We start from the raw sequence: 18,696 nt of genomic DNA, 5'->3' as shown, positions 1-18,696 counted from the left end.
CGGTTTGACAACCTGTAGAGCAATCACTAGTGTCCTTTGGATCCAAATCCGCAGTCATAGGGTGTGCAGTTGTGACCCAAAAGCCCAAGCCACTCCACAGCATCAAAGTCGACGGCCCGATTCCCGCGCATCTGGCGCGCTCGGTCATCGAAGAAACCCTGCGCGCCGCCATTCTCGACGGGCGCCTGCCCTGCGGCACCGCCGTGCGCCAGCAGGATCTGGCCGACCTGTTCGGTGTCAGCCGCATGCCGGTGCGCGAAGCCTTGCGCCAGCTCGAGGCCCAGGGCCTGCTGAACGTCACTGCCCACAAGGGCGCCGTGGTGGCGCCGCTGATCCAGGGTGACGCAACGGAAACCTATGAGCTGCGCATTCTGCTGGAGTCCGAAGCACTGCGCCAGTCGATCCCGCTGCTGACCCCGGTCGACCACGAACGCGCGGCCGGTTTCATCGAAGAACTGGAAAACGAACACGACTACACCGAAATCGGTCGGCTCAACCGTCTGTTTCACATGGCGCTTTACGGCAAGGCGCCCAATGGCCGACTGTTGCGGCTGGTGGAAGACGGCTTGAACGAAGAAGAGCGCTTCCTGCGCTTCAACCTCGAGGCCATGGGCCTGGGCAAAATCTCCCAGGACGATCACCGCGCGCTGTTGCAGGCGGTGAAAGAGCGTGACACCGCGCACGCCGTGACACTGCTGGAGCAGCACCTCAACCGCGGTGTCGAGGTCATCACCCGTTACCTCGCCAGCTCCGCCGGCCAAAGCCGCAAAGCGGCGCACTGAATCCTCCCTCCCGGGTGAGCCTCCACTCACCCGGCGAATAACCCGCTTACAAATCCCCCCACCCGTCACGGTCATTTGCCGTGGCACATCGACGCCTGCGCTCTAACCTCCCTTCTGCTTTGAACAGCCCGGAATTTGCACCGCAAGGAAGTCATTTTCGACGATAGCCGCGGCGCCGATTTACGCGCACCCTTGAATCGCCAACCCAATATAGAACGGGGACGCGCCGCCCCGGCAGCAGTCCCCGCACCAGGAACCTACGGAAGGAGCCTTGTCACGGGAACAGGAAGAAACGGCGCTCTTACAGCCCGACTTCATCCCCTCATATCAATTCGATTACTTAATTTGAAAGTTGCTTCGAGTGAGGCATTCACTCTTGTCGTTCAATTTTGGCCATTAAACGCCGAAAGGAGCAACTACGCCCAAATAAAACTTAACTTATAAGTTTTATCAGCCCCACTCATACTTCAAAAACAGCCAACTAAAAATAATTAAAAATAAACTTGTTAAGTTGTTTTGCGATGTATTAGTTTTTCTTCGCCGAGTTTGGATCCGAAATCACCAACCCGGCACAACCTTGCGCTACGGCCAGGTTCGCAGCGGTTTATCCGTCCGCTGCTGTCCCGGGCCCTTCAGACATTGCCTGTTTTCATCGAAACCGAATGAGGCTGTCGTTCGCCTGGAGAAACTTGCTCAACGTTGTTAGCGATTAATTGAGCAATCCTTATTCCCTATTAACCAGAGTCTCGCAACCATGCCAACTAAAGAGCAACTTACACTGAAGAAAGCCGAACTCAGCATTCATCCGATCTTCTCCGAGATCGATTCTTTGGCGACATTGCGCCGGTTCATGGAGTCCCATGTATTTGCTGTCTGGGACTTCATGTCGCTGACCAAACGCCTGCAGCAGGAACTGACTTGCACTCGCCTGCCGTGGTTACCGCCACGAGATCCGCACGCAGCAAGACTGATCAACGAAATCGTGCTCGGGGAAGAATCGGACGATCGGCTGTCACACGGGCATTACAGCCACTTCGAACTGTACCTCGATGCCATGCGCGAAGTCGGTGCGGACACGACAGCCGTGGAACGCTTCGTGACGCTGCAACAGGAAGGCGTGAGTTACGACGTCGCCCTGCAAAGCGTCGAGGTCGATCCGGCCGCTGCGCGGTTCGTCCGCGACACTTTGCACACCGCACTGCATGCACCCGGTCACAGCGTTGCCGCCGCCTTCCTGCACGGTCGCGAGAGCGTGATCCCGACCATGTTCCAGCGCATGCTCGATGCCTGGGGCATCGGCGTCGAGCAGGCGCCGACCTTCCGTTACTACCTGGAGCGACACATCGAAGTCGACTCCGAAGACCACGGCCCCGCCGCAGAACAACTGCTGGATCGACTGGTGGACGGCGATCCGCAGCGCGAAGCGGAGGTCTACGCCAGCGCCATCGCCGCCGTGGAAAGCCGCATCGCTCTGTGGGACGGCCTGCGCCTGAGCATGCGCGAACCGTTGGCGGAGGTGGCCCAATGAACGCCGCCGACTACCAGTCTTTCGCCGACGCCTGGGAAAGCCGCGCGACCATCCGCACCCGGCCACGCCGCGTGCTGGAGGACGACGCGCGGCTGATCTATCCGCTCAGCCGCCAGCCGTTGGTGCTCAGCGAAACCTTCCTGCGCGAATGCCCGCAGCAGCGTGATTTCGCCCTGGTGCAGACGCTGTACAAATTCATCAACGACGTGGTGATTTTCGAAACCGAGATCGTCGACAAGACCGCCCGCAGCATCGCCAAGAACCGCTTCGCCGTGGCCTTCCCGTTCGCCTGTCGCTACGACGCCATGACCGTGGTGGTGGACGAGGATTACCACGCGCTGGTGGCGATGGATTTCATGCAGCAGACCGTGGCCATGACCGGCATCGAGCCGATCGAGCTGCCGAATGAAATCGAACTGAGCCGGGCGATTCCGGCCGCCGTCGAACTGGCCCCGCAACACCTGCGCAGCGCCGTGGAGCTGATCTGCGTGGCCATCGCCGAAAACACTGTGACTGGCGATGTCGCGGCGTTCGCCCGGGACGACACGGTCAAGCCGTCGATCAAGGGCCTGATGGCCGACCACTTGCTCGACGAGGGCCGGCACTCGAGTTTCTGGGCGCGGATGGTGCGCATCTACTGGCACACCGCGAGTGATGCGGATCGCGACTGCATCGCGCAGATCCTGCCGGTGTTCATCGGCCATTACCTCACCAACGACATCCAGAAGTCCTTCGACCTGCGCCTGATCGACGCCCTGCCGGTCAACGATGCCACCCGCCGCGCACTGAAAGACGAGATGGCCGGGCTGGCCTTCCCGATCAATCGCCACCACCCGCTGGTGGGCAACATCGTGCGGTTTTTCCACAACAGTTCGCTGCTCGACACACCGTGCGTGCAGCACGCCCTGCGCGACTACCTGGTTTGACAAGGAGGCTGACATGAGACGTCTCGACATTTTGCTGAGGGGCCGTAGTCAGGCCTTGACCGACCTGACGCAGGAGCTCGAACAACACGGTCATTCGTTGCTGACGGAGGTTGCTCCGTCGGTGGATCTGGTGATCGATGACGGCAGTCTTGCGCCACAGGATTACGGCACGACAGCGCAGCTGAACTTGCGCCTGGGCATTGGTGCAACGGGCATCGGCGGATTGCCGGTGCTCGATCTGCTATGCCTCTGCAACTCGACGCTGCTGAGCCGCGTGCCCATCGCCGACGAACCGTCCGGCAATGGGCAGGCCCTGCGCCAGCGAACACTGGCGCAAGTGGTGGACGAAGTGGCGCTGCTGGTCAGCCGTTTTTCCCGCGATGCCGAGTATTTCCAGCACGCGACAGCGGCCCGTGCGCCGGACTTCGAGCTGGTGGAAAACCTGCTGTTCCTCGACAGCCTGGCTTACATCCATCGCCTCAATGCCACGGCCCATCCGGCCTTGCTGCAACAGGCGCAAATCCCGGTGATCGAGCGGCTGCAACAGAGTCTGATCGAACACGCGGAGCGCCCGGCGCTGCACCTCGCCGAGCAGTCGATCAGCTATCGCCAGTTGCATGATCACAGCCGTGCAATCCAGCAACGGTTGCTGACAATGCTGGAGACACAGCAGCAACCGTGGGTGGTGGGGATTTGTCTGCCGAAATGCGATGCGCTGTTTGCTTCGATCCTGGCGATTCTCGGCAGCGGTGCGGTGTACCTGCCGCTGGAGCCGAGCCATCCGCTTCAGCGCCAGCAGTACATTCTGGAAAACGCCGGGGCGGTGCTGTTGCTGCACGACGGCGAACACCCGCTGAGCGCTTCGATGCCGGGGCTGGATGTCTGCCGCATCGACCGCACTGACGTCGATCTGTCGCAACCGTTGGTTCGTCACCGGATCGAGCTCGGCGCGCCGTGCATGGCGCTCTACACCTCAGGCACCACCGGGCATCCGAAGGGTGTGCTGCTGAGTCAGGCAAACCTTGCCCACTTCACCGCGTGGTACGCCAGCTATGTGCAGTTGCGGGCCGAGAGCCGGGTGCTGCAGTTCTCGTCGCTGAGTTTTGACTCGTCGCTGATCGACATTTTCCCGACCCTGCTCGAAGGCGCGGAACTGGTGGTGCCCGACGACAACCAGCGCCGCGATCCGCTGCAACTGGTGGCGCTGATCCGACGGCGGCAACTGACCCACGCGTTCCTGCCGCCGGCGCTGTTGAGCATCCTGCCGCTGGAGCAACTGCAAAACGTCGGGCAGATCATGACCGGCGGCGACGTCTGCGAGCCGTTCGTGATCGAGCAACTGACGCGCCAGGGCAAGCTGCATAACCTCTACGGTCCGACCGAAGCCACGGTGCTGATCACCGCGCGGCAACTGCAACCGGGCGACAGTAATCGCACCCTCGGCGGGCCGATTGCCAACAGTCAGGTGCTGATCCTCGATGACGATCTGCAACCGGTGCCGGAGCAAACGGTGGGCGAATTGTTCATCGTCGGCCCCGGCGTATGCCTGGGTTACCTGAACAATCCACAGCAGACGGCGGAGCGCTATCTGGACTTGGAGTTGCCGGATGGTCAGCGTCTGCGCGCCTACCGCAGCGGCGACATGGCCAAGTGGGGCGAGGATGGCATCGAGCTGTGCGGACGCCGCGACAATCAGGTGAAGATTCGCGGCTTCCGGGTCGAGCCGGAAGAGATCGAACGGTGCCTGCGCGAGAGTCAGCTGTATCGGCAGATCGCCGTGGTGATCGACAGTCAGCGACGGATTCTGGCGTTCCTTGCCCAGCCGCAATCGGATGCCGCGCGCGAGTCGTTGAAAGCTCACGCGCAGCAGTTTTTGCCTGACTACATGCAACCGGTGGCGTGGACGGAACTGCCGAACATGCCGTTCGCCGCCAACGGCAAAGTCGACCGAAAAGCCTTGCTGGAGTTGCCGGTCAGCGTGCAGGACAGCGGCCCGAAATGCCTGCCGGCCAACGCCGAAGAAGCGCTGCTGTTGGAGATCTGGGGCGAGTTGCTGGAGCTGCCGACCAGCGACATTTCCACCGACGAAAGTTTCTTCAATCTCGGCGGTCACTCGATTCTGCTGTCACGCATGCTCCTGCGTCTGCGGGAGGAATTCGGCCGCAGCATTTCGATCAACCGCTTCATCGAACTGCCGACCATCGCCAAGCTCGCCACGCTGGTGCGCGGCACCGACGACAGCGCGGTGCTCAGCGCCCAGGCAATGGCCGACGCCGAGCGAGCGCTGGACATCGAGCCGCTGCCGATCAGCCGCATGGGCGATGTGCACAAGGTGATCGTCACCGGCGCCAACAGCTTTGTCGGTGTGCATATCGTCGAGGCGCTGCTGGGATGGGGCGCCAGCGAGGTGGCGTGCCTGGTGCGCGACGGCGGCGGGCAAACCGCGGCGCAGCGCTTTGCCCAGTCATTGCGAGAGAACCGGCTGGAGCATCTGGACCTGAGTCGGGTGCGGGTCTATTCGGTGGACATCACCCGGCCGCAACTGGGCCTCGCCGATGACGATTTCGAGCGACTGGATCGTGAATTCGGCGCGCTGGTGCACAACGCTGCCAACGTCAATCACGTACTCGACTACGAGTCGCTGGCGGCGGACAACGTCGAGCCGATTTTCGAACTGCTGCGGCTGTGCGAAGGGCGCAGCAAAAAGGTGTTCAATTTCGTCTCGACGCTGTCGGCCTCCAGCACCGTCGACGACGCAGGCCGGGTGCTGGAACTGCCCGCCGCACCGACGCCGCCGATCTACATCCGCAACGGCTACAACCTGTCGAAATGGGTCGGCGAGCGCATCCTCGAACGGGCCCGGGAGCGTGGGGTGCGGGTCAATCTGTATCGGCCCGGCAACATCAGTTTCAACAGCCTCAGCGGCGTGTGCCAGCCGCACAAGAACCGTTTGATGCTGATGCTCAAGGGCTCGATCCAGCTGGGTCAGGTGCCGGCCTTCGCGCTGAATTTCGACCTGATGCCGGTGGACTTTCTTGCCCGTTTCATCGCCTTCCACGCCAGCCGTTATTCGGCCGAACGGGCGGTGTTCAACCTGCACAACCCGGAGCCTCTGAGCTGGGATGCCTACGTCGCGTCGTTCCGCGAAACCGGCAGCGAGTTTTCGCTGGTCAGCGTCGCCGACTGGCAACAACAACTGGACCGGGTCGATGCCGACAACGCGCTGTTCGGCGTGCTCGGTTTTTACCTCAACGGCTTCGAGGAAGACATCGGCGACATCTCCCTGATCGGCCACGCCAACGCCCAGGCCGGCGTGCAGCAGATGGGCGCGCACTACCCGGAAAAATCCCCGGCGCTGCTGCGTCGCGGCTGCGACTACCTGAAAGAAATCAACTTCATCTGACTCATCAACCAAGGAGCAACACCATGAGCAATCTTCAACCCGACACCCTGATCAAAAACCCTCACGGCTGCCACGTCGTGTCTTCGGTGGAAGTACCGGTGGACGCCAGGCAAGTGTGGGCAGTGGTCGGTAAATTCGACGGTTTCGACCGTTTCATTCCGGCGCTGTCGCACATTGAAATGACCGGCGAAGGCGTGTCGTCGCTGCGCAAGAAGTTCTTCAAGGATGGCAACATCGTGGTCGAGCAACTCAACTCCCGGGACGACCAGGCGCTGAGCATGACCTGGACCACCATCTACAACACCCTGGGCGTGGCCAATCTGTGGGCGGCGATGAATGTGGAATCTTTGGGCGCGGGCAAGTCGCGGGCGACCTGGACGATCATTGCCGAACCGGCCAGCGGTGGGCCCGAGGCACTGCCGGGGTTCAAGGATTTCGTGCAGGGGTTTGCCGATGACGCGATGGGCAATGTGCTGAAGCTGTTTGTGTAAGGCATGAAAAAGCCCGCTGCGGATCACTCCGCAGCGGGCTGTTTTTTACCGCAAGCGATCAGATCTTGAAGCTGTCGACCAGCTGTTTCAAACGGTTGGCCTGCTGCGACAACGCATCGCAATCCTTCAACGTTTCATTGAGGTTGGCCACGCTCTGCTGGTTCAGCAGGTTGATCTGGTTGACGTCGACGTTGAGGGTTTCCACCACGGCAGTCTGTTCCTCGGTAGCGGCGGCCACCGACTGGTTCATGCCGTCGATTTCGCCGATGCGCTGGGTCACGCTGACCAGGCGCAGACCGGCCTGGTTCGCCACTTCAACGGTCTCCTCGCTGGACGCCTGACTGGCGTTCATGGTGGTCACCGCTTCGCGGGAGCCGACCTGCAGCGAAGTGATCATCTTGTGGATCTCTTCCGCCGACTCCTGGGTGCGGTGAGCGAGGTTACGCACTTCGTCCGCCACCACCGCAAAACCGCGTCCGGCTTCACCGGCACGGGCCGCTTCGATGGCCGCGTTGAGCGCCAGCAGGTTGGTCTGCTGGGAGATGCCTTTGATCACATCGAGAATGTGGCCGATGTTGTCGGTGCTCGCGTTCAGGGTTTCGATCTGGGTGCACGACAGGCTGATCTTCTGCGACAGCTCGGTCATGGCCTGAATCGTCTGCTCGACCACCTGACGACCGTCATCGGCCTGCTCGCTCGCGCCGCTGGCGTGTTGCGAAGCGTCGGCGGCGTTGCGGGCGATTTCCTGAGTGGCGGCACCCAGTTGATTGATCGCGGCGGCCACGCTGTTGGTGCGCGCGCTTTGCTCGTCGGAACCGATGATCGAGGCGTTGGACGATGCCATCACCCGTTGCGACAGGTCGTGTACGTGGCGAGTCGCGGAAGACACTTCGGAAATGGACGCGTGAATCCGCTCCACGAACTGGTTGAACGAACTGCCCAGCTCACCGAACTCGTCCTTGCTTTCCACTACCAGACGACGGGTCAGGTCGCCCTCACCCTGAGCGATGTCCTGCATCGCGCGGCCCATGGTGATCAGCGGACGCATCAGGACGGTGATCAGCAGGCTCAGGAACACCGCAATCGCGCCGACGGCGACGAACATTGCGATCAGTGCCGAGGTGCGGAACTGGCTGAGTGCGGCGTAGGCCTTGTCGCGGTCGATCGACAGACCGATGTACCACTCGGCATTCGGCAGACCGGCGACCGGAGTGAACGAAAGGATGCGTTCCTGGCCGTTGAGCACCACGTTCTGGTTGCCCTTCTCAATGCGCACTCCAGCGTTCGGGTAGATGTCCTTGAGGTTCTTCATCACCTGGTCTTTGTCCGGGCTGACGATCACCTGACCGTCACCGCTGACCAGGAACGCGTGGCCCAGACCGCCGAAGTCCACCGAGTTGATGATCTTCACCAGGGTTTCCAGGCTCAGGTCACCGCCCACTACGCCAAGCAGCTCGCCGTTCTTTTTCACTGGCATGGCGATGGTCACCACCAGACCGCCAACGGCGGCCATGTATGGCGGGGTCAGCATGGTCTGGTCAGCGGCCACGGCCTGCTTGTACCAGGGGCGCTGACGCGGGTCGTAGCCGTCCGGCATCTTCGCGTCAGGGCGCTGGGTGAACACACCGTTGGCCTGGCCGACGTAGGTGAACTGGAAGTTCGAGGTGAAGGCCGGTTGATCGACCAGCCCCGGGAAGTCGGCATTCTTGCCTTGATGGGCGACGTTCTGCGCGAGGTTTTCCAGCACCAGAATCCGCCCGCTCATCCAGTTCTGCACACTGCTGGCGGTCAGGTCACCGGCCTGCTGGACCGAGGACTGGAGGTTCTGGCGAATGGTGTTTCGCTGCAGATAGTCGTTGTACAAAGTGAACAGCGCGAACGCCAGGACCACGACGCCCGAGGCGGCCAGCAGGATTTTATGGCTGAACTTGAGATTCATTTCATGGGACTTCTTATGCGAAAAGTGGGGATGCGTTCCGGATGCAACATTCCATGTACAGCGCAGGCAGCGTTCTGACGGCTGCTCTACTTTGGTGCACGCATGTCTCACCAGTCTGTCGGCACGCTTTGGAGAAAACTTAGGGCTTTGCAGGAAATGGACGGCATTTCTGTCAGATTCCCGCCGGACGGCGTATTAGAGCGGTCGCCTCTGCTTTTTTGATGAGCGTTTTGCAGCGCCGGTTGCAAATTCTGTAACCCTTGATGACAATGCGACTAATTATCATTTGTGACGTTCGGGCTGTCGCGTTCATGTCCTCACCTGAGTTGGCTGTACAGGCGCTTTACAGTAGTCATCACGGCTGGCTCAACGGCTGGTTGCGCGCGCGGCTGGGCAATGCCGCCGATGCGGCGGATCTGGCTCAGGACACCTTCGTGCGTTTGCTGCAGCGCACCGAGCGTCTGGAACTCAAGGCACCTCGCGCGTTTTTGCGCACAGTTGCCCGAGGGCTGGTGATTGATCATTGGCGCCGTGAAGAAATTGAACGCGCCTATCTGGAAACCATCGCCCATTTGCCTGAAGCCGAAACCCCGAGTGCCGAATCCCGCGCATTGGTGATCGAACTGCTCGAAGGCATTGCCCGCATGCTTGAAGGCTTGAAGCCGAAAGTGCGTCAGGCATTTCTGCTGGCTCAGTGCGAAGGTTTGACCCACAAGCAGATCGCCGAGCAGATGGGGCTGTCCCTGCGCTCGGTAGAACGCTACGTCGCCGATGCGCTGTTTCACTGCTACGTGCTGCGGTACGAAAACTGATGCCGGTGGATAACCTCTCGCTTGGCCGACGCGCCGAGCCACCGCAGCAAGTCGTCCGACAGGCCATTCACTGGCTCCTGCGCCTGCGTAATAACAACGGCAACCCGCGCCTGAATCGCCAGTGCGAACAATGGCGCGCCGAGCACCATGATCACGAACTGGCCTGGCAACGGGTGCAGTCTCTGCAAGCCGAACTGACCCACAAGCTGCGCGCCGTGCCCGGTGCGCAGGTGGCATTCAACACGCTGGAAAACAGTGCGCAGGGGCTGGGGCGACGTCAGGCATTGAAGCTGTTGTCCGGCGCGCTGCTGATGGGCTCGGCGGGATGGCTGGCCAAAGACACGTCCGTCTGGCAACAGTGGAGCGCCGACTACGCCACCGCTACCGGCGAACGCCGTGGCTTCCAGCTGCCGGACGGCACGCGGATCGAACTCAACACCGCCAGCAGCGTGGATCTCGATTACACCGCGCAACAACGGCTGATCAAGCTGACCCGTGGCGAAATCATCGTCACCTGTGGCGGTGCCGATGAAGGTGCGCCGATTGACCGACCGCTGCGGGTGCAGAGTCGTCATGGCAGTTACGAGCCGTTCAAGGCGCGATTCATTCTGCGCCAGGAAGATGACTGCACGCGCCTGAGCGTCACCAGTGGCCGGGTCGCGATTCACTCCGCTGGCAACTCGACGGAGGCCATCGCCGGTCAGAGCTATCTGATCGATCACCATCAAATTCGCCCGGCGCCGCCGTTGGACATGGATGCCGGTGCCTGGGTCGACGGGCTGATCGTGACCCGCAACATGCGGCTGGGCGACTTCCTCGGCGAAGTCGGGCGGTATCGTCAGGGATTTCTGAGCTGTGCGTCGGATATTGCGGATTTGCGTCTGTCCGGCGTGTTCCGTCTTGAGGACACCGACAAGCTGCTGGCGATCCTGCCGCAGACCCTGCCGGTGCAATTGCGCTACCGCACCCGTTGGTGGGTGACGCTGGAGTCTGTGGCCTGAAAGTATTTTGGCGGGTTTTCGCGGCAAGTCCGGCTTAGTCAGTAAGCACTTCAACTCAGCCTTCGCGACTGCCTACGGAAACCTACAATGACTGCGCGCGTTACCTGTAAGAACCCTCTGAATTTCTCTGCCGAATCGGGAGTGTTGCGCCACGCCGTTCGGGCGGCGCTGTTTTCTACTGCACTGGGCGTTGGCGTGCTGCCGAGCCTGAGCATGGCGGCCAATGCCAGCGAGGTCAGCAGCCACCGCTACAACATCGCCCCCGGACCGCTGGGCGATGCGCTCAACCAGTTCGCGCGTGAGGCGGGCATCACGTTGTCGATGACGCCGCAGCAAACCCAGGGCCGGCAGTCACCGGGTGTGCAGGGCGAGTACTCGACCGATCAGGCCTTGAGCCATTTGCTCGACGGCGCGGGCCTGGAAGCGATCAGCCAGGACGGCAGCAGCTATGTGTTGCGCTCGGTCTCAGGAACCGAAGCGCTGGCCCTGCCGACCACCGACATCAAAGGCTTCGCCCTCGGCAACGCGCTGGGCAGCATGGACGGCTACAACGCGACGCACAGCCAGATCGCCACCAAGACCAGTACCGCGCTGCTGGAAACCTCGCAAAGTGTGTCAGTAGTCACCCGTGAGCAAATGGATGACCAAGGCTCGCAAACCGTGTCCCAAGCCATGCGTTACTCCCCCGGCGTACTGACCAACCCTTACGGCGCGACGCACCGTTACGACTATGTGGCGATGCGCGGCTTCAACGACGGTTCGGTGGATAACATCTACCTCGACGGCCTCAAGTCGATGGGCGACAGCGGCACCTACAGCACGATGCAGGTCGATCCGTATTTCCTCGAGCGCGTCGATATTCTGAAGGGCCCGTCGTCGGTGCTCTACGGCCGCAGCTCGCCGGGCGGTCTGGTGGCGCTGACCAGCAAGAAGCCGCTGTACGAGGCCTATCACCAGGTACAAGCCACCGTGGGTACTCAGGGCCAACGTGGTGTCGGTTTTGACTTCAGCGGACCGGTCGATGACGACAAGCGCATCGCCTATCGTCTGATCGGATTGACGGATCAGTCCGACACGCAATTCGACCACAACAAGGAAAAGCGCTTCGCCCTCGCGCCAACCGTCAGCATCGATTTCAGCGAGGACACGTCGCTGACTCTGCAAGCGTATCTGCAGCATGACCCGGACGGCGGCTATCACGGTGGCGTGCCGGCCGACGGCACGATTCATCAGCGCAACGGTAATCGTATCTCGCCGCACTTCTTCGAAGGCGAGCCGGGCATTGACGGTTACTCCCGTGATCAGCAGTCGTTCGGTTACCAGTTCGAACACCGCTTCAACGACGTCTTCACCGCGCGGCAGAACTTCCGCTACCTCGACTCCAAAGTGAACATGGATCAGGTGTACGCCTATGGCTGGACGTCGCCGACCAGCAACGAACTGAATCGCTACTACACCGGCGGTGACGAGCGCCTCCATGCGTTCATCGTCGATAACATGCTCCAGGCTGAATTCTTCACCGGCGCGACCAAGCACACAGTGCTGATGGGGGCGGATTACCAGCGGCGCAAAACCGTGGTCGACTGGACCAGTGGCGGCCTGGCGCCTATCAATGCGTTCAACCCGGTGTATGGCAATTCCGCTATCACGCCATACGGCGAGACGAGCTATCTGCGGCGCCTGGAGCAGACCGGCGTTTACCTGCAAGACCTGATCGAGATGGACAAGTGGCGCTTCTCGCTGGGCCTGCGTCAGGACTGGGTGGAAACCTCCGACGAAAACCGCATCGCCGAAGCCGGCCGTCCGGTCGGCACCGAGATCAATGATCGACGCACCAAGCTCACCGGCCGTGCCGGCGCGCTGTATCTGTTCGATAACGGCCTCGCACCGTACGTCAGCTATTCCGAGTCGTTCAACCCGAACTCCTACGCGGACAGCGCCGGCAATCCTCTCGCACCGACCGATGGAACGCAGTGGGAAATGGGCCTGAAGTATCAGCCGCCAGGTACCGACAATCTGTTCACTGCCTCGCTGTTCCGCATCGATCAGGAGAACCTGGCGACCAAACTGCCGCAGGAAAACTTCTATCGCGCTGTAGGCGCTGTCCGCTCTCAAGGCCTGGAACTGGAAGCGCACATGCAGTTGACCGACAACCTGAAAGTCCTCGGCAGCTACACCTTCACCGACATTGAATACTCGAAGTCGATGACCAGCACCTTGAGCACACCGACCAATGTGATCGAGAACAAAGGCAACTCGCCAACCCAGGCACCGCGGCACATGGCGTCCTTGTGGGCCGACTACAAGTTCGACAGCGCGGCGCTTGATGGCCTGCGACTGGGCGGTGGTGTGCGTTATGTCGGCTATAGCTGGGCGGATGCAGAGAACACCATGAAGGTGCCGTCCTACACATTGTTCGACGCATCGATTGGCTATGACCTCGGCAAGGTCGGTCTGAAGGGTATCGACGTACGCCTGAATGCGAACAATCTGACCAACGAATCCTACGTGGCCTCCTGCGCCAGCCTGGACTTCTGCTACATGGGCGAAGAGCGCAACGTCGCCGCCACGGTCAGTTACCAGTTCTAAGCCTTTGTCTTGTGCATGAAAAAGCCAGCCCCTGATTTCAGGGGCTGGCTTTGTCGTATCTGTGGGGGGAAGTTTCCATGCGTTCGTTTCTGGTTTTGTTGCACCGGTATATCGGGTTGGCCACGGCGGTTTTTCTGCTCCTGGCCGGGATCACCGGAAGCATTCTGGCGTTCAACCATGAGCTGGATGAGTGGTTGAATCCGGAGTTTTACGCGGCGTCGGCCGAGGGAGAGCGTCTGCCGCCAGGTGAGCTGGTTGATGCGGTGCAATCGGCCCTTCCGAAGTTGCAGGTCTGGTACATGGAGTACCCGAACGAGGCAGGCCACACGGCATTACTGGCGGCGGTACCGCGCAATGATCCGGCGACGGGTGAACCGTTTAAAGAACGCAATCAGGTGTTCTACCTCGACCCTGTCAATGGCGAGCAAAAAGGTCAGCGTTACTGGGGCGAGTGCTGTTTCCAGCGTGAGAACTTCGTTCCGTTCATTCTCGAGTTTCACTACAACCTGACACTGCCCGGTAACTGGGGTTTGCTGCTGATGGGGTTGGTGGCCATAGCCTGGGTGATCGACTGCTTAATCGCCCTCTGGCTGACATTGCCGCGGGGGAAACCGTTCTGGAAGAAGTGGTCGAGCGCCTGGAAGATCAAGGGCGGCCATGCGTATCGACTCAACTTCGATCTGCATCGGGCAGGGGGCTTGTGGCTGTGGTTGTTATTGCTGCCGATAGCCGTCAGCAGCGTGGCGATGAACCTGCCGAGCCAGGTTTTCAAACCGGTGGTGTCGTTGTTTTCTTCGATTGAACCGAGCGTATATGAGGCCCGAGGGCGAATGCCGGCCGAAGAGCTGGGGATCACCCGATTGAGTTATCAACAGGCGTACGAAAGGGCACAGCAGGAGGGAAAAAGGTTGGGGCTGACAGCAGCGATCGGCGAGTTGTATTACAGCTTTGAATACAACTTTTACGGTGCGGGATTTGGACAGCATGACACCGAGGCCCACGGCAAATCCTGGTTATTCTTCCACGGTACTGACGGACGATTATTGGGGCAGGAGATCGCAGGAGAAGGGACGTTGGGAGAGCGGTTTTATCGGTTGCAGTTGCCGATACATGGGGGGCGGATCATAGGCTTCACCGGACAAGTGATGATCGCAGTATTGGGTGTTCTGATTGCGGGGTTGTCGGGGACTGGCGTCTACATCTGGTGGCGCAAATGGCAGGCTCGTCGGAGCAGCAAGACGCGCAGAGCTGTTTGAAGATCAGACTTTTATGGGCTCTGAAACGACAAAACCCCTGTCTGCATTAGCAGACAGGGGTTTCGGAATTCAATCTTGACGATGACCTACTCTCACATGGGGAAACCCCACACTACCATCGGCGATGCATCGTTTCACTTCTGAGTTCGGGATGGGATCAGGTGGTTCCAACGCTCTATGGTCGTCAAGAAATTCTGTGACCAGCCCGTTACCGCAGTAACGTTCCGGCAAAAATCGGTGACTTCTACTAAAACAAAACCCCAACTGCTTTCGCAATTGGGGTTTCGGAATTTAATCTTGACGATGACCTACTCTCACATGGGGAAACCCCACACTACCATCGGCGATGCATCGTTTCACTTCTGAGTTCGGGATGGGATCAGGTGGTTCCAACGCTCTATGGTCGTCAAGAAATTCGGGTACTGACTCGTGACCGGATGGCCTCGCTTCAGCAAATTGGGTATGTGACAGCTGTCGGTGTTTTGTGAGCGTCGAACTTTCGGTTCATTGCGTCTTCACACACCGCAATCTGATGCTCTTTCGAGTCTACAGATTGCTTGGGTGTTATATGGTCAAGCCTCACGGGCAATTAGTATTGGTTAGCTCAACGCCTCACAGCGCTTACACACCCAACCTATCAACGTCGTAGTCTTCGACGGCCCTTCAGGGAACTCAAGGTTCCAGTGAGATCTCATCTTGAGGCAAGTTTCCCGCTTAGATGCTTTCAGCGGTTATCTTTCCCGAACATAGCTACCCGGCAATGCCACTGGCGTGACAACCGGAACACCAGAGGTTCGTCCACTCCGGTCCTCTCGTACTAGGAGCAGCCCCTCTCAAATCTCAAACGTCCACGGCAGATAGGGACCGAACTGTCTCACGACGTTCTAAACCCAGCTCGCGTACCACTTTAAATGGCGAACAGCCATACCCTTGGGACCGGCTTCAGCCCCAGGATGTGATGAGCCGACATCGAGGTGCCAAACACCGCCGTCGATATGAACTCTTGGGCGGTATCAGCCTGTTATCCCCGGAGTACCTTTTATCCGTTGAGCGATGGCCCTTCCATACAGAACCACCGGATCACTAAGACCTACTTTCGTACCTGCTCGACGTGTCTGTCTCGCAGTCAAGCGCGCTTTTGCCTTTATACTCTACGACCGATTTCCGACCGGTCTGAGCGCACCTTCGTACTCCTCCGTTACTCTTTAGGAGGAGACCGCCCCAGTCAAACTACCCACCATACACTGTCCTCGATCCGGATAACGGACCTGAGTTAGAACCTCAAAGTTGCCAGGGTGGTATTTCAAGGATGGCTCCACGCGAACTGGCGTCCACGCTTCAAAGCCTCCCACCTATCCTACACAAGCAAATTCAAAGTCCAGTGCAAAGCTATAGTAAAGGTTCACGGGGTCTTTCCGTCTAGCCGCGGATACACTGCATCTTCACAGCGATTTCAATTTCACTGAGTCTCGGGTGGAGACAGCGCCGCCATCGTTACGCCATTCGTGCAGGTCGGAACTTACCCGACAAGGAATTTCGCTACCTTAGGACCGTTATAGTTACGGCCGCCGTTTACCGGGGCTTCGATCAAGAGCTTCGCGTTAGCTAACCCCATCAATTAACCTTCCGGCACCGGGCAGGCGTCACACCCTATACGTCCACTTTCGTGTTTGCAGAGTGCTGTGTTTTTAATAAACAGTCGCAGCGGCCTGGTATCTTCGACCGGCGTGGGCTTACGCAGCAAGTGCTTCACCCTCACCGGCGCACCTTCTCCCGAAGTTACGGTGCCATTTTGCCTAGTTCCTTCACCCGAGTTCTCTCAAGCGCCTTGGTATTCTCTACCCAACCACCTGTGTCGGTTTGGGGTACGGTTCCTGGTTATCTGAAGCTTAGAAGCTTTTCTTGGAAGCATGGCATCAACCACTTCGTCGCCTAAAGGCAACTCGTCATCAGCTCTCGGCCTTGAAACCCCGGATTTACCTAAGATTTCAGCCTACCACCTTAAACTTGGACAACCAACGCCAAGCTGGCCTAGCCTTCTCCGTCCCTCCATCGCAATAACCAGAAGTACAGGAATATTAACCTGTTTTCCATCGACTACGCTTTTCAGCCTCGCCTTAGGGACCGACTAACCCTGCGTCGATTAACGTTGCGCAGGAAACCTTGGTCTTTCGGCGTGGGTGTTTTTCACACCCATTGTCGTTACTCATGTCAGCATTCGCACTTCTGATACCTCCAGCAAGCTTCTCAACTCACCTTCACAGGCTTACAGAACGCTCCTCTACCGCATCACTTGCGTGATACCCGTAGCTTCGGTGTATGGTTTGAGCCCCGTTACATCTTCCGCGCAGGCCGACTCGACTAGTGAGCTATTACGCTTTCTTTAAAGGGTGGCTGCTTCTAAGCCAACCTCCTAGCTGTCTAAGCCTTCCCACATCGTTTCCCACTTAACCATAACTTTGGGACCTTAGCTGACGGTCTGGGTTGTTTCCCTTTTCACGACGGACGTTAGCACCCGCCGTGTGTCTCCCATGCTCGGCACTTGTAGGTATTCGGAGTTTGCATCGGTTTGGTAAGTCGGGATGACCCCCTAGCCGAAACAGTGCTCTACCCCCTACAGTGATACATGAGGCGCTACCTAAATAGCTTTCGAGGAGAACCAGCTATCTCCGAGCTTGATTAGCCTTTCACTCCGATCCACAGGTCATCCGCTAACTTTTCAACGGTAGTCGGTTCGGTCCTCCAGTCAGTGTTACCTAACCTTCAACCTGCCCATGGATAGATCGCCCGGTTTCGGGTCTATTCCCAGCGACTAGACGCCCTATTAAGACTCGCTTTCGCTACGCCTCCCCTATTCGGTTAAGCTCGCCACTGAAAATAAGTCGCTGACCCATTATACAAAAGGTACGCAGTCACAGAACAAAGTCTGCTCCCACTGCTTGTACGCATACGGTTTCAGGATCTATTTCACTCCCCTCTCCGGGGTTCTTTTCGCCTTTCCCTCACGGTACTAGTTCACTATCGGTCAGTCAGTAGTATTTAGCCTTGGAGGATGGTCCCCCCATATTCAGACAAAGTTTCTCGTGCTCCGTCCTACTCGATTTCATGACTAAGAGACTTTCGCGTACAGGGCTATCACCCACTATGGCCGCACTTTCCAGAGCGTTCCGCTAATCTCAAAGCCACTTAAGGGCTAGTCCCCGTTCGCTCGCCACTACTAAGGGAATCTCGGTTGATTTCTTTTCCTCAGGGTACTTAGATGTTTCAGTTCCCCTGGTTCGCCTCTTGCACCTATGTATTCAGTGCAAGATAACCATCTTGTGATGGCTGGGTTCCCCCATTCAGACATCTCCGGATCAAAGTCTGTTTGCCGACTCCCCGAAGCTTTTCGCAGGCTACCACGTCTTTCATCGCCTCTGACTGCCAAGGCATCCACCGTATGCGCTTCTTCACTTGACCATATAACCCCAAGCAATCTGGTTATACTGTGAAGACGACATTCGCCGAAAATTCGAATTTCTCAACTAAGAGAACTCACAAATTTTACCTTAGCCTGATCACCACCAGTGAAAGTGGCCATCAGTCTATCTTTCTATCACATACCCAAATTTTTAAAGAACGATCTAATCAAAAGACTAGAAATCAATATTCAACTCGAATATTCATTTCTAAACTCTCAAACTTTCGAAGCAGTTTATGGTGGAGCCAAGCGGGATCGAACCGCTGACCTCCTGCGTGCAAGGCAGGCGCTCTCCCAGCTGAGCTATGGCCCCATAACAAAATTGGTGGGTCTGGGCAGATTCGAACTGCCGACCTCACCCTTATCAGGGGTGCGCTCTAACCAACTGAGCTACAGACCCAATTTCGAGCTTGTAACTGCTAGCTGTGAGCTATCAGCTTGGAGCTTAAAGCTGCTTCTATCGTCTTCTTCAATGAATCAAGCAATTCGTGTGGGAACTTATGGAGCAG

Annotated in this window: 10 protein-coding genes, 2 tRNA genes and 3 rRNA genes; 9 read left to right on the top strand and 6 right to left on the bottom strand. The window is 58.7% G+C overall.

Annotation, left to right across the window (positions count from 1 at the left end):
* Positions 1-71: 71 nt before the first annotated feature.
* From ACEN93_RS17595 to ACEN93_RS17575, 5 genes are all read left to right on the top strand, one after another.
* Positions 72-782, top strand: coding sequence for a GntR family transcriptional regulator (locus ACEN93_RS17595; RefSeq protein ID WP_039773042.1), 711 nt, complete (start codon positions 72-74; stop codon positions 780-782).
* Between the two features lie 754 nt (positions 783-1,536).
* Entirely contained in the window at positions 1,537-2,310 is a 774-nt protein-coding gene (locus tag ACEN93_RS17590) for a DUF3050 domain-containing protein (RefSeq protein ID WP_039773044.1), read from the top strand.
* Positions 2,307-3,236: a diiron oxygenase gene (locus tag ACEN93_RS17585; protein WP_210710063.1), complete on the top strand. Its 930-nt coding sequence runs from the start codon at positions 2,307-2,309 to the stop codon at positions 3,234-3,236. The genes ACEN93_RS17590 and ACEN93_RS17585 overlap by 4 nt, the downstream gene beginning before the upstream one ends.
* Before the next feature lie 13 nt (positions 3,237-3,249).
* The gene (locus ACEN93_RS17580) at positions 3,250-6,639 is read left to right on the top strand and encodes an amino acid adenylation domain-containing protein (RefSeq protein WP_495610315.1); all 3,390 of its coding nucleotides are present in this window, start codon (positions 3,250-3,252) and stop codon (positions 6,637-6,639) included.
* A 23-nt stretch (positions 6,640-6,662) separates the two neighbouring features.
* Positions 6,663-7,130, top strand: coding sequence for an SRPBCC family protein (locus ACEN93_RS17575; protein WP_039773050.1), 468 nt, complete (start codon positions 6,663-6,665; stop codon positions 7,128-7,130).
* A gap of 58 nt (positions 7,131-7,188) precedes the next feature.
* On the opposite strand, the gene ACEN93_RS17570 is transcribed toward ACEN93_RS17575, so the two are convergent.
* Positions 7,189-9,069, bottom strand: a complete 1,881-nt coding sequence (locus ACEN93_RS17570) for a methyl-accepting chemotaxis protein (protein ID WP_064592567.1) — start codon at positions 9,067-9,069, stop codon at positions 7,189-7,191.
* A gap of 311 nt (positions 9,070-9,380) precedes the next feature.
* Between ACEN93_RS17570 and ACEN93_RS17565 the strand changes: the two genes are divergently transcribed.
* The 4 genes from ACEN93_RS17565 to ACEN93_RS17550 all read left to right on the top strand — a co-directional run bounded on the left by ACEN93_RS17565 (position 9,381) and on the right by ACEN93_RS17550 (position 14,727).
* Positions 9,381-9,881, top strand: a complete 501-nt coding sequence (locus tag ACEN93_RS17565) for a sigma-70 family RNA polymerase sigma factor (protein WP_495610314.1) — start codon at positions 9,381-9,383, stop codon at positions 9,879-9,881.
* Positions 9,881-10,882: a FecR domain-containing protein gene (locus ACEN93_RS17560; protein WP_495610313.1), complete on the top strand. Its 1,002-nt coding sequence runs from the start codon at positions 9,881-9,883 to the stop codon at positions 10,880-10,882. The genes ACEN93_RS17565 and ACEN93_RS17560 overlap by 1 nt, the downstream gene beginning before the upstream one ends.
* 87 nt (positions 10,883-10,969) lie before the next feature.
* Positions 10,970-13,471, top strand: a complete 2,502-nt coding sequence (locus ACEN93_RS17555; RefSeq protein WP_495610312.1) for a TonB-dependent siderophore receptor — start codon at positions 10,970-10,972, stop codon at positions 13,469-13,471.
* 77 nt (positions 13,472-13,548) lie between these two features.
* Entirely contained in the window at positions 13,549-14,727 is a 1,179-nt protein-coding gene (locus tag ACEN93_RS17550) for a PepSY-associated TM helix domain-containing protein (protein WP_495610311.1), read from the top strand.
* A 73-nt stretch (positions 14,728-14,800) separates the two neighbouring features.
* On the opposite strand, the gene rrf (ACEN93_RS17545) is transcribed toward ACEN93_RS17550, so the two are convergent.
* The 5 genes from rrf (ACEN93_RS17545) to ACEN93_RS17525 all read right to left on the bottom strand — a co-directional run bounded on the left by rrf (ACEN93_RS17545) (position 14,801) and on the right by ACEN93_RS17525 (position 18,587).
* Positions 14,801-14,916: ribosomal RNA gene (gene rrf, locus ACEN93_RS17545) — 5S ribosomal RNA — on the bottom strand.
* A gap of 106 nt (positions 14,917-15,022) precedes the next feature.
* Positions 15,023-15,138 (bottom strand): 5S ribosomal RNA (gene rrf / locus ACEN93_RS17540).
* Positions 15,139-15,295: 157 nt separating this feature from the next.
* A 23S ribosomal RNA gene (locus tag ACEN93_RS17535) occupies positions 15,296-18,186 on the bottom strand.
* Between the two features lie 238 nt (positions 18,187-18,424).
* Positions 18,425-18,500: transfer RNA gene (locus ACEN93_RS17530), tRNA-Ala, on the bottom strand.
* 10 nt (positions 18,501-18,510) lie between these two features.
* Positions 18,511-18,587 (bottom strand) — tRNA-Ile (locus ACEN93_RS17525).
* Between the last annotated feature and the right edge of the window lie 109 nt (positions 18,588-18,696).

This window comes from Pseudomonas sp. Pseusp21 (assembly GCF_059492145.1).
Note: the sequence above shows the minus strand (reverse complement) of the source record. Positions and strands in the feature narration are given on the sequence as shown.

Bases quoted from the DNA above. Each gene is read 5' to 3' on its own strand.
- ACEN93_RS17585 (WP_210710063.1), top strand. From the start codon at position 2,307: ATGAACGCCGCCGACTACCAGTCTTTCGCCGACGCCTGGGAAAGCCGC.
- ACEN93_RS17555 (WP_495610312.1), top strand. From the start codon at position 10,970: ATGACTGCGCGCGTTACCTGTAAGAACCCTCTGAATTTCTCTGCCGAA.
- ACEN93_RS17565 (WP_495610314.1), top strand. From the start codon at position 9,381: ATGTCCTCACCTGAGTTGGCTGTACAGGCGCTTTACAGTAGTCATCAC.
- ACEN93_RS17560 (WP_495610313.1), top strand. From the start codon at position 9,881: ATGCCGGTGGATAACCTCTCGCTTGGCCGACGCGCCGAGCCACCGCAG.
- ACEN93_RS17590 (WP_039773044.1), top strand. From the start codon at position 1,537: ATGCCAACTAAAGAGCAACTTACACTGAAGAAAGCCGAACTCAGCATT.
- ACEN93_RS17550 (WP_495610311.1), top strand. From the start codon at position 13,549: ATGCGTTCGTTTCTGGTTTTGTTGCACCGGTATATCGGGTTGGCCACG.
- ACEN93_RS17570 (WP_064592567.1), bottom strand. From the start codon at position 9,069: ATGAATCTCAAGTTCAGCCATAAAATCCTGCTGGCCGCCTCGGGCGTC.
- ACEN93_RS17580 (WP_495610315.1), top strand. From the start codon at position 3,250: ATGAGACGTCTCGACATTTTGCTGAGGGGCCGTAGTCAGGCCTTGACC.
- ACEN93_RS17575 (WP_039773050.1), top strand. From the start codon at position 6,663: ATGAGCAATCTTCAACCCGACACCCTGATCAAAAACCCTCACGGCTGC.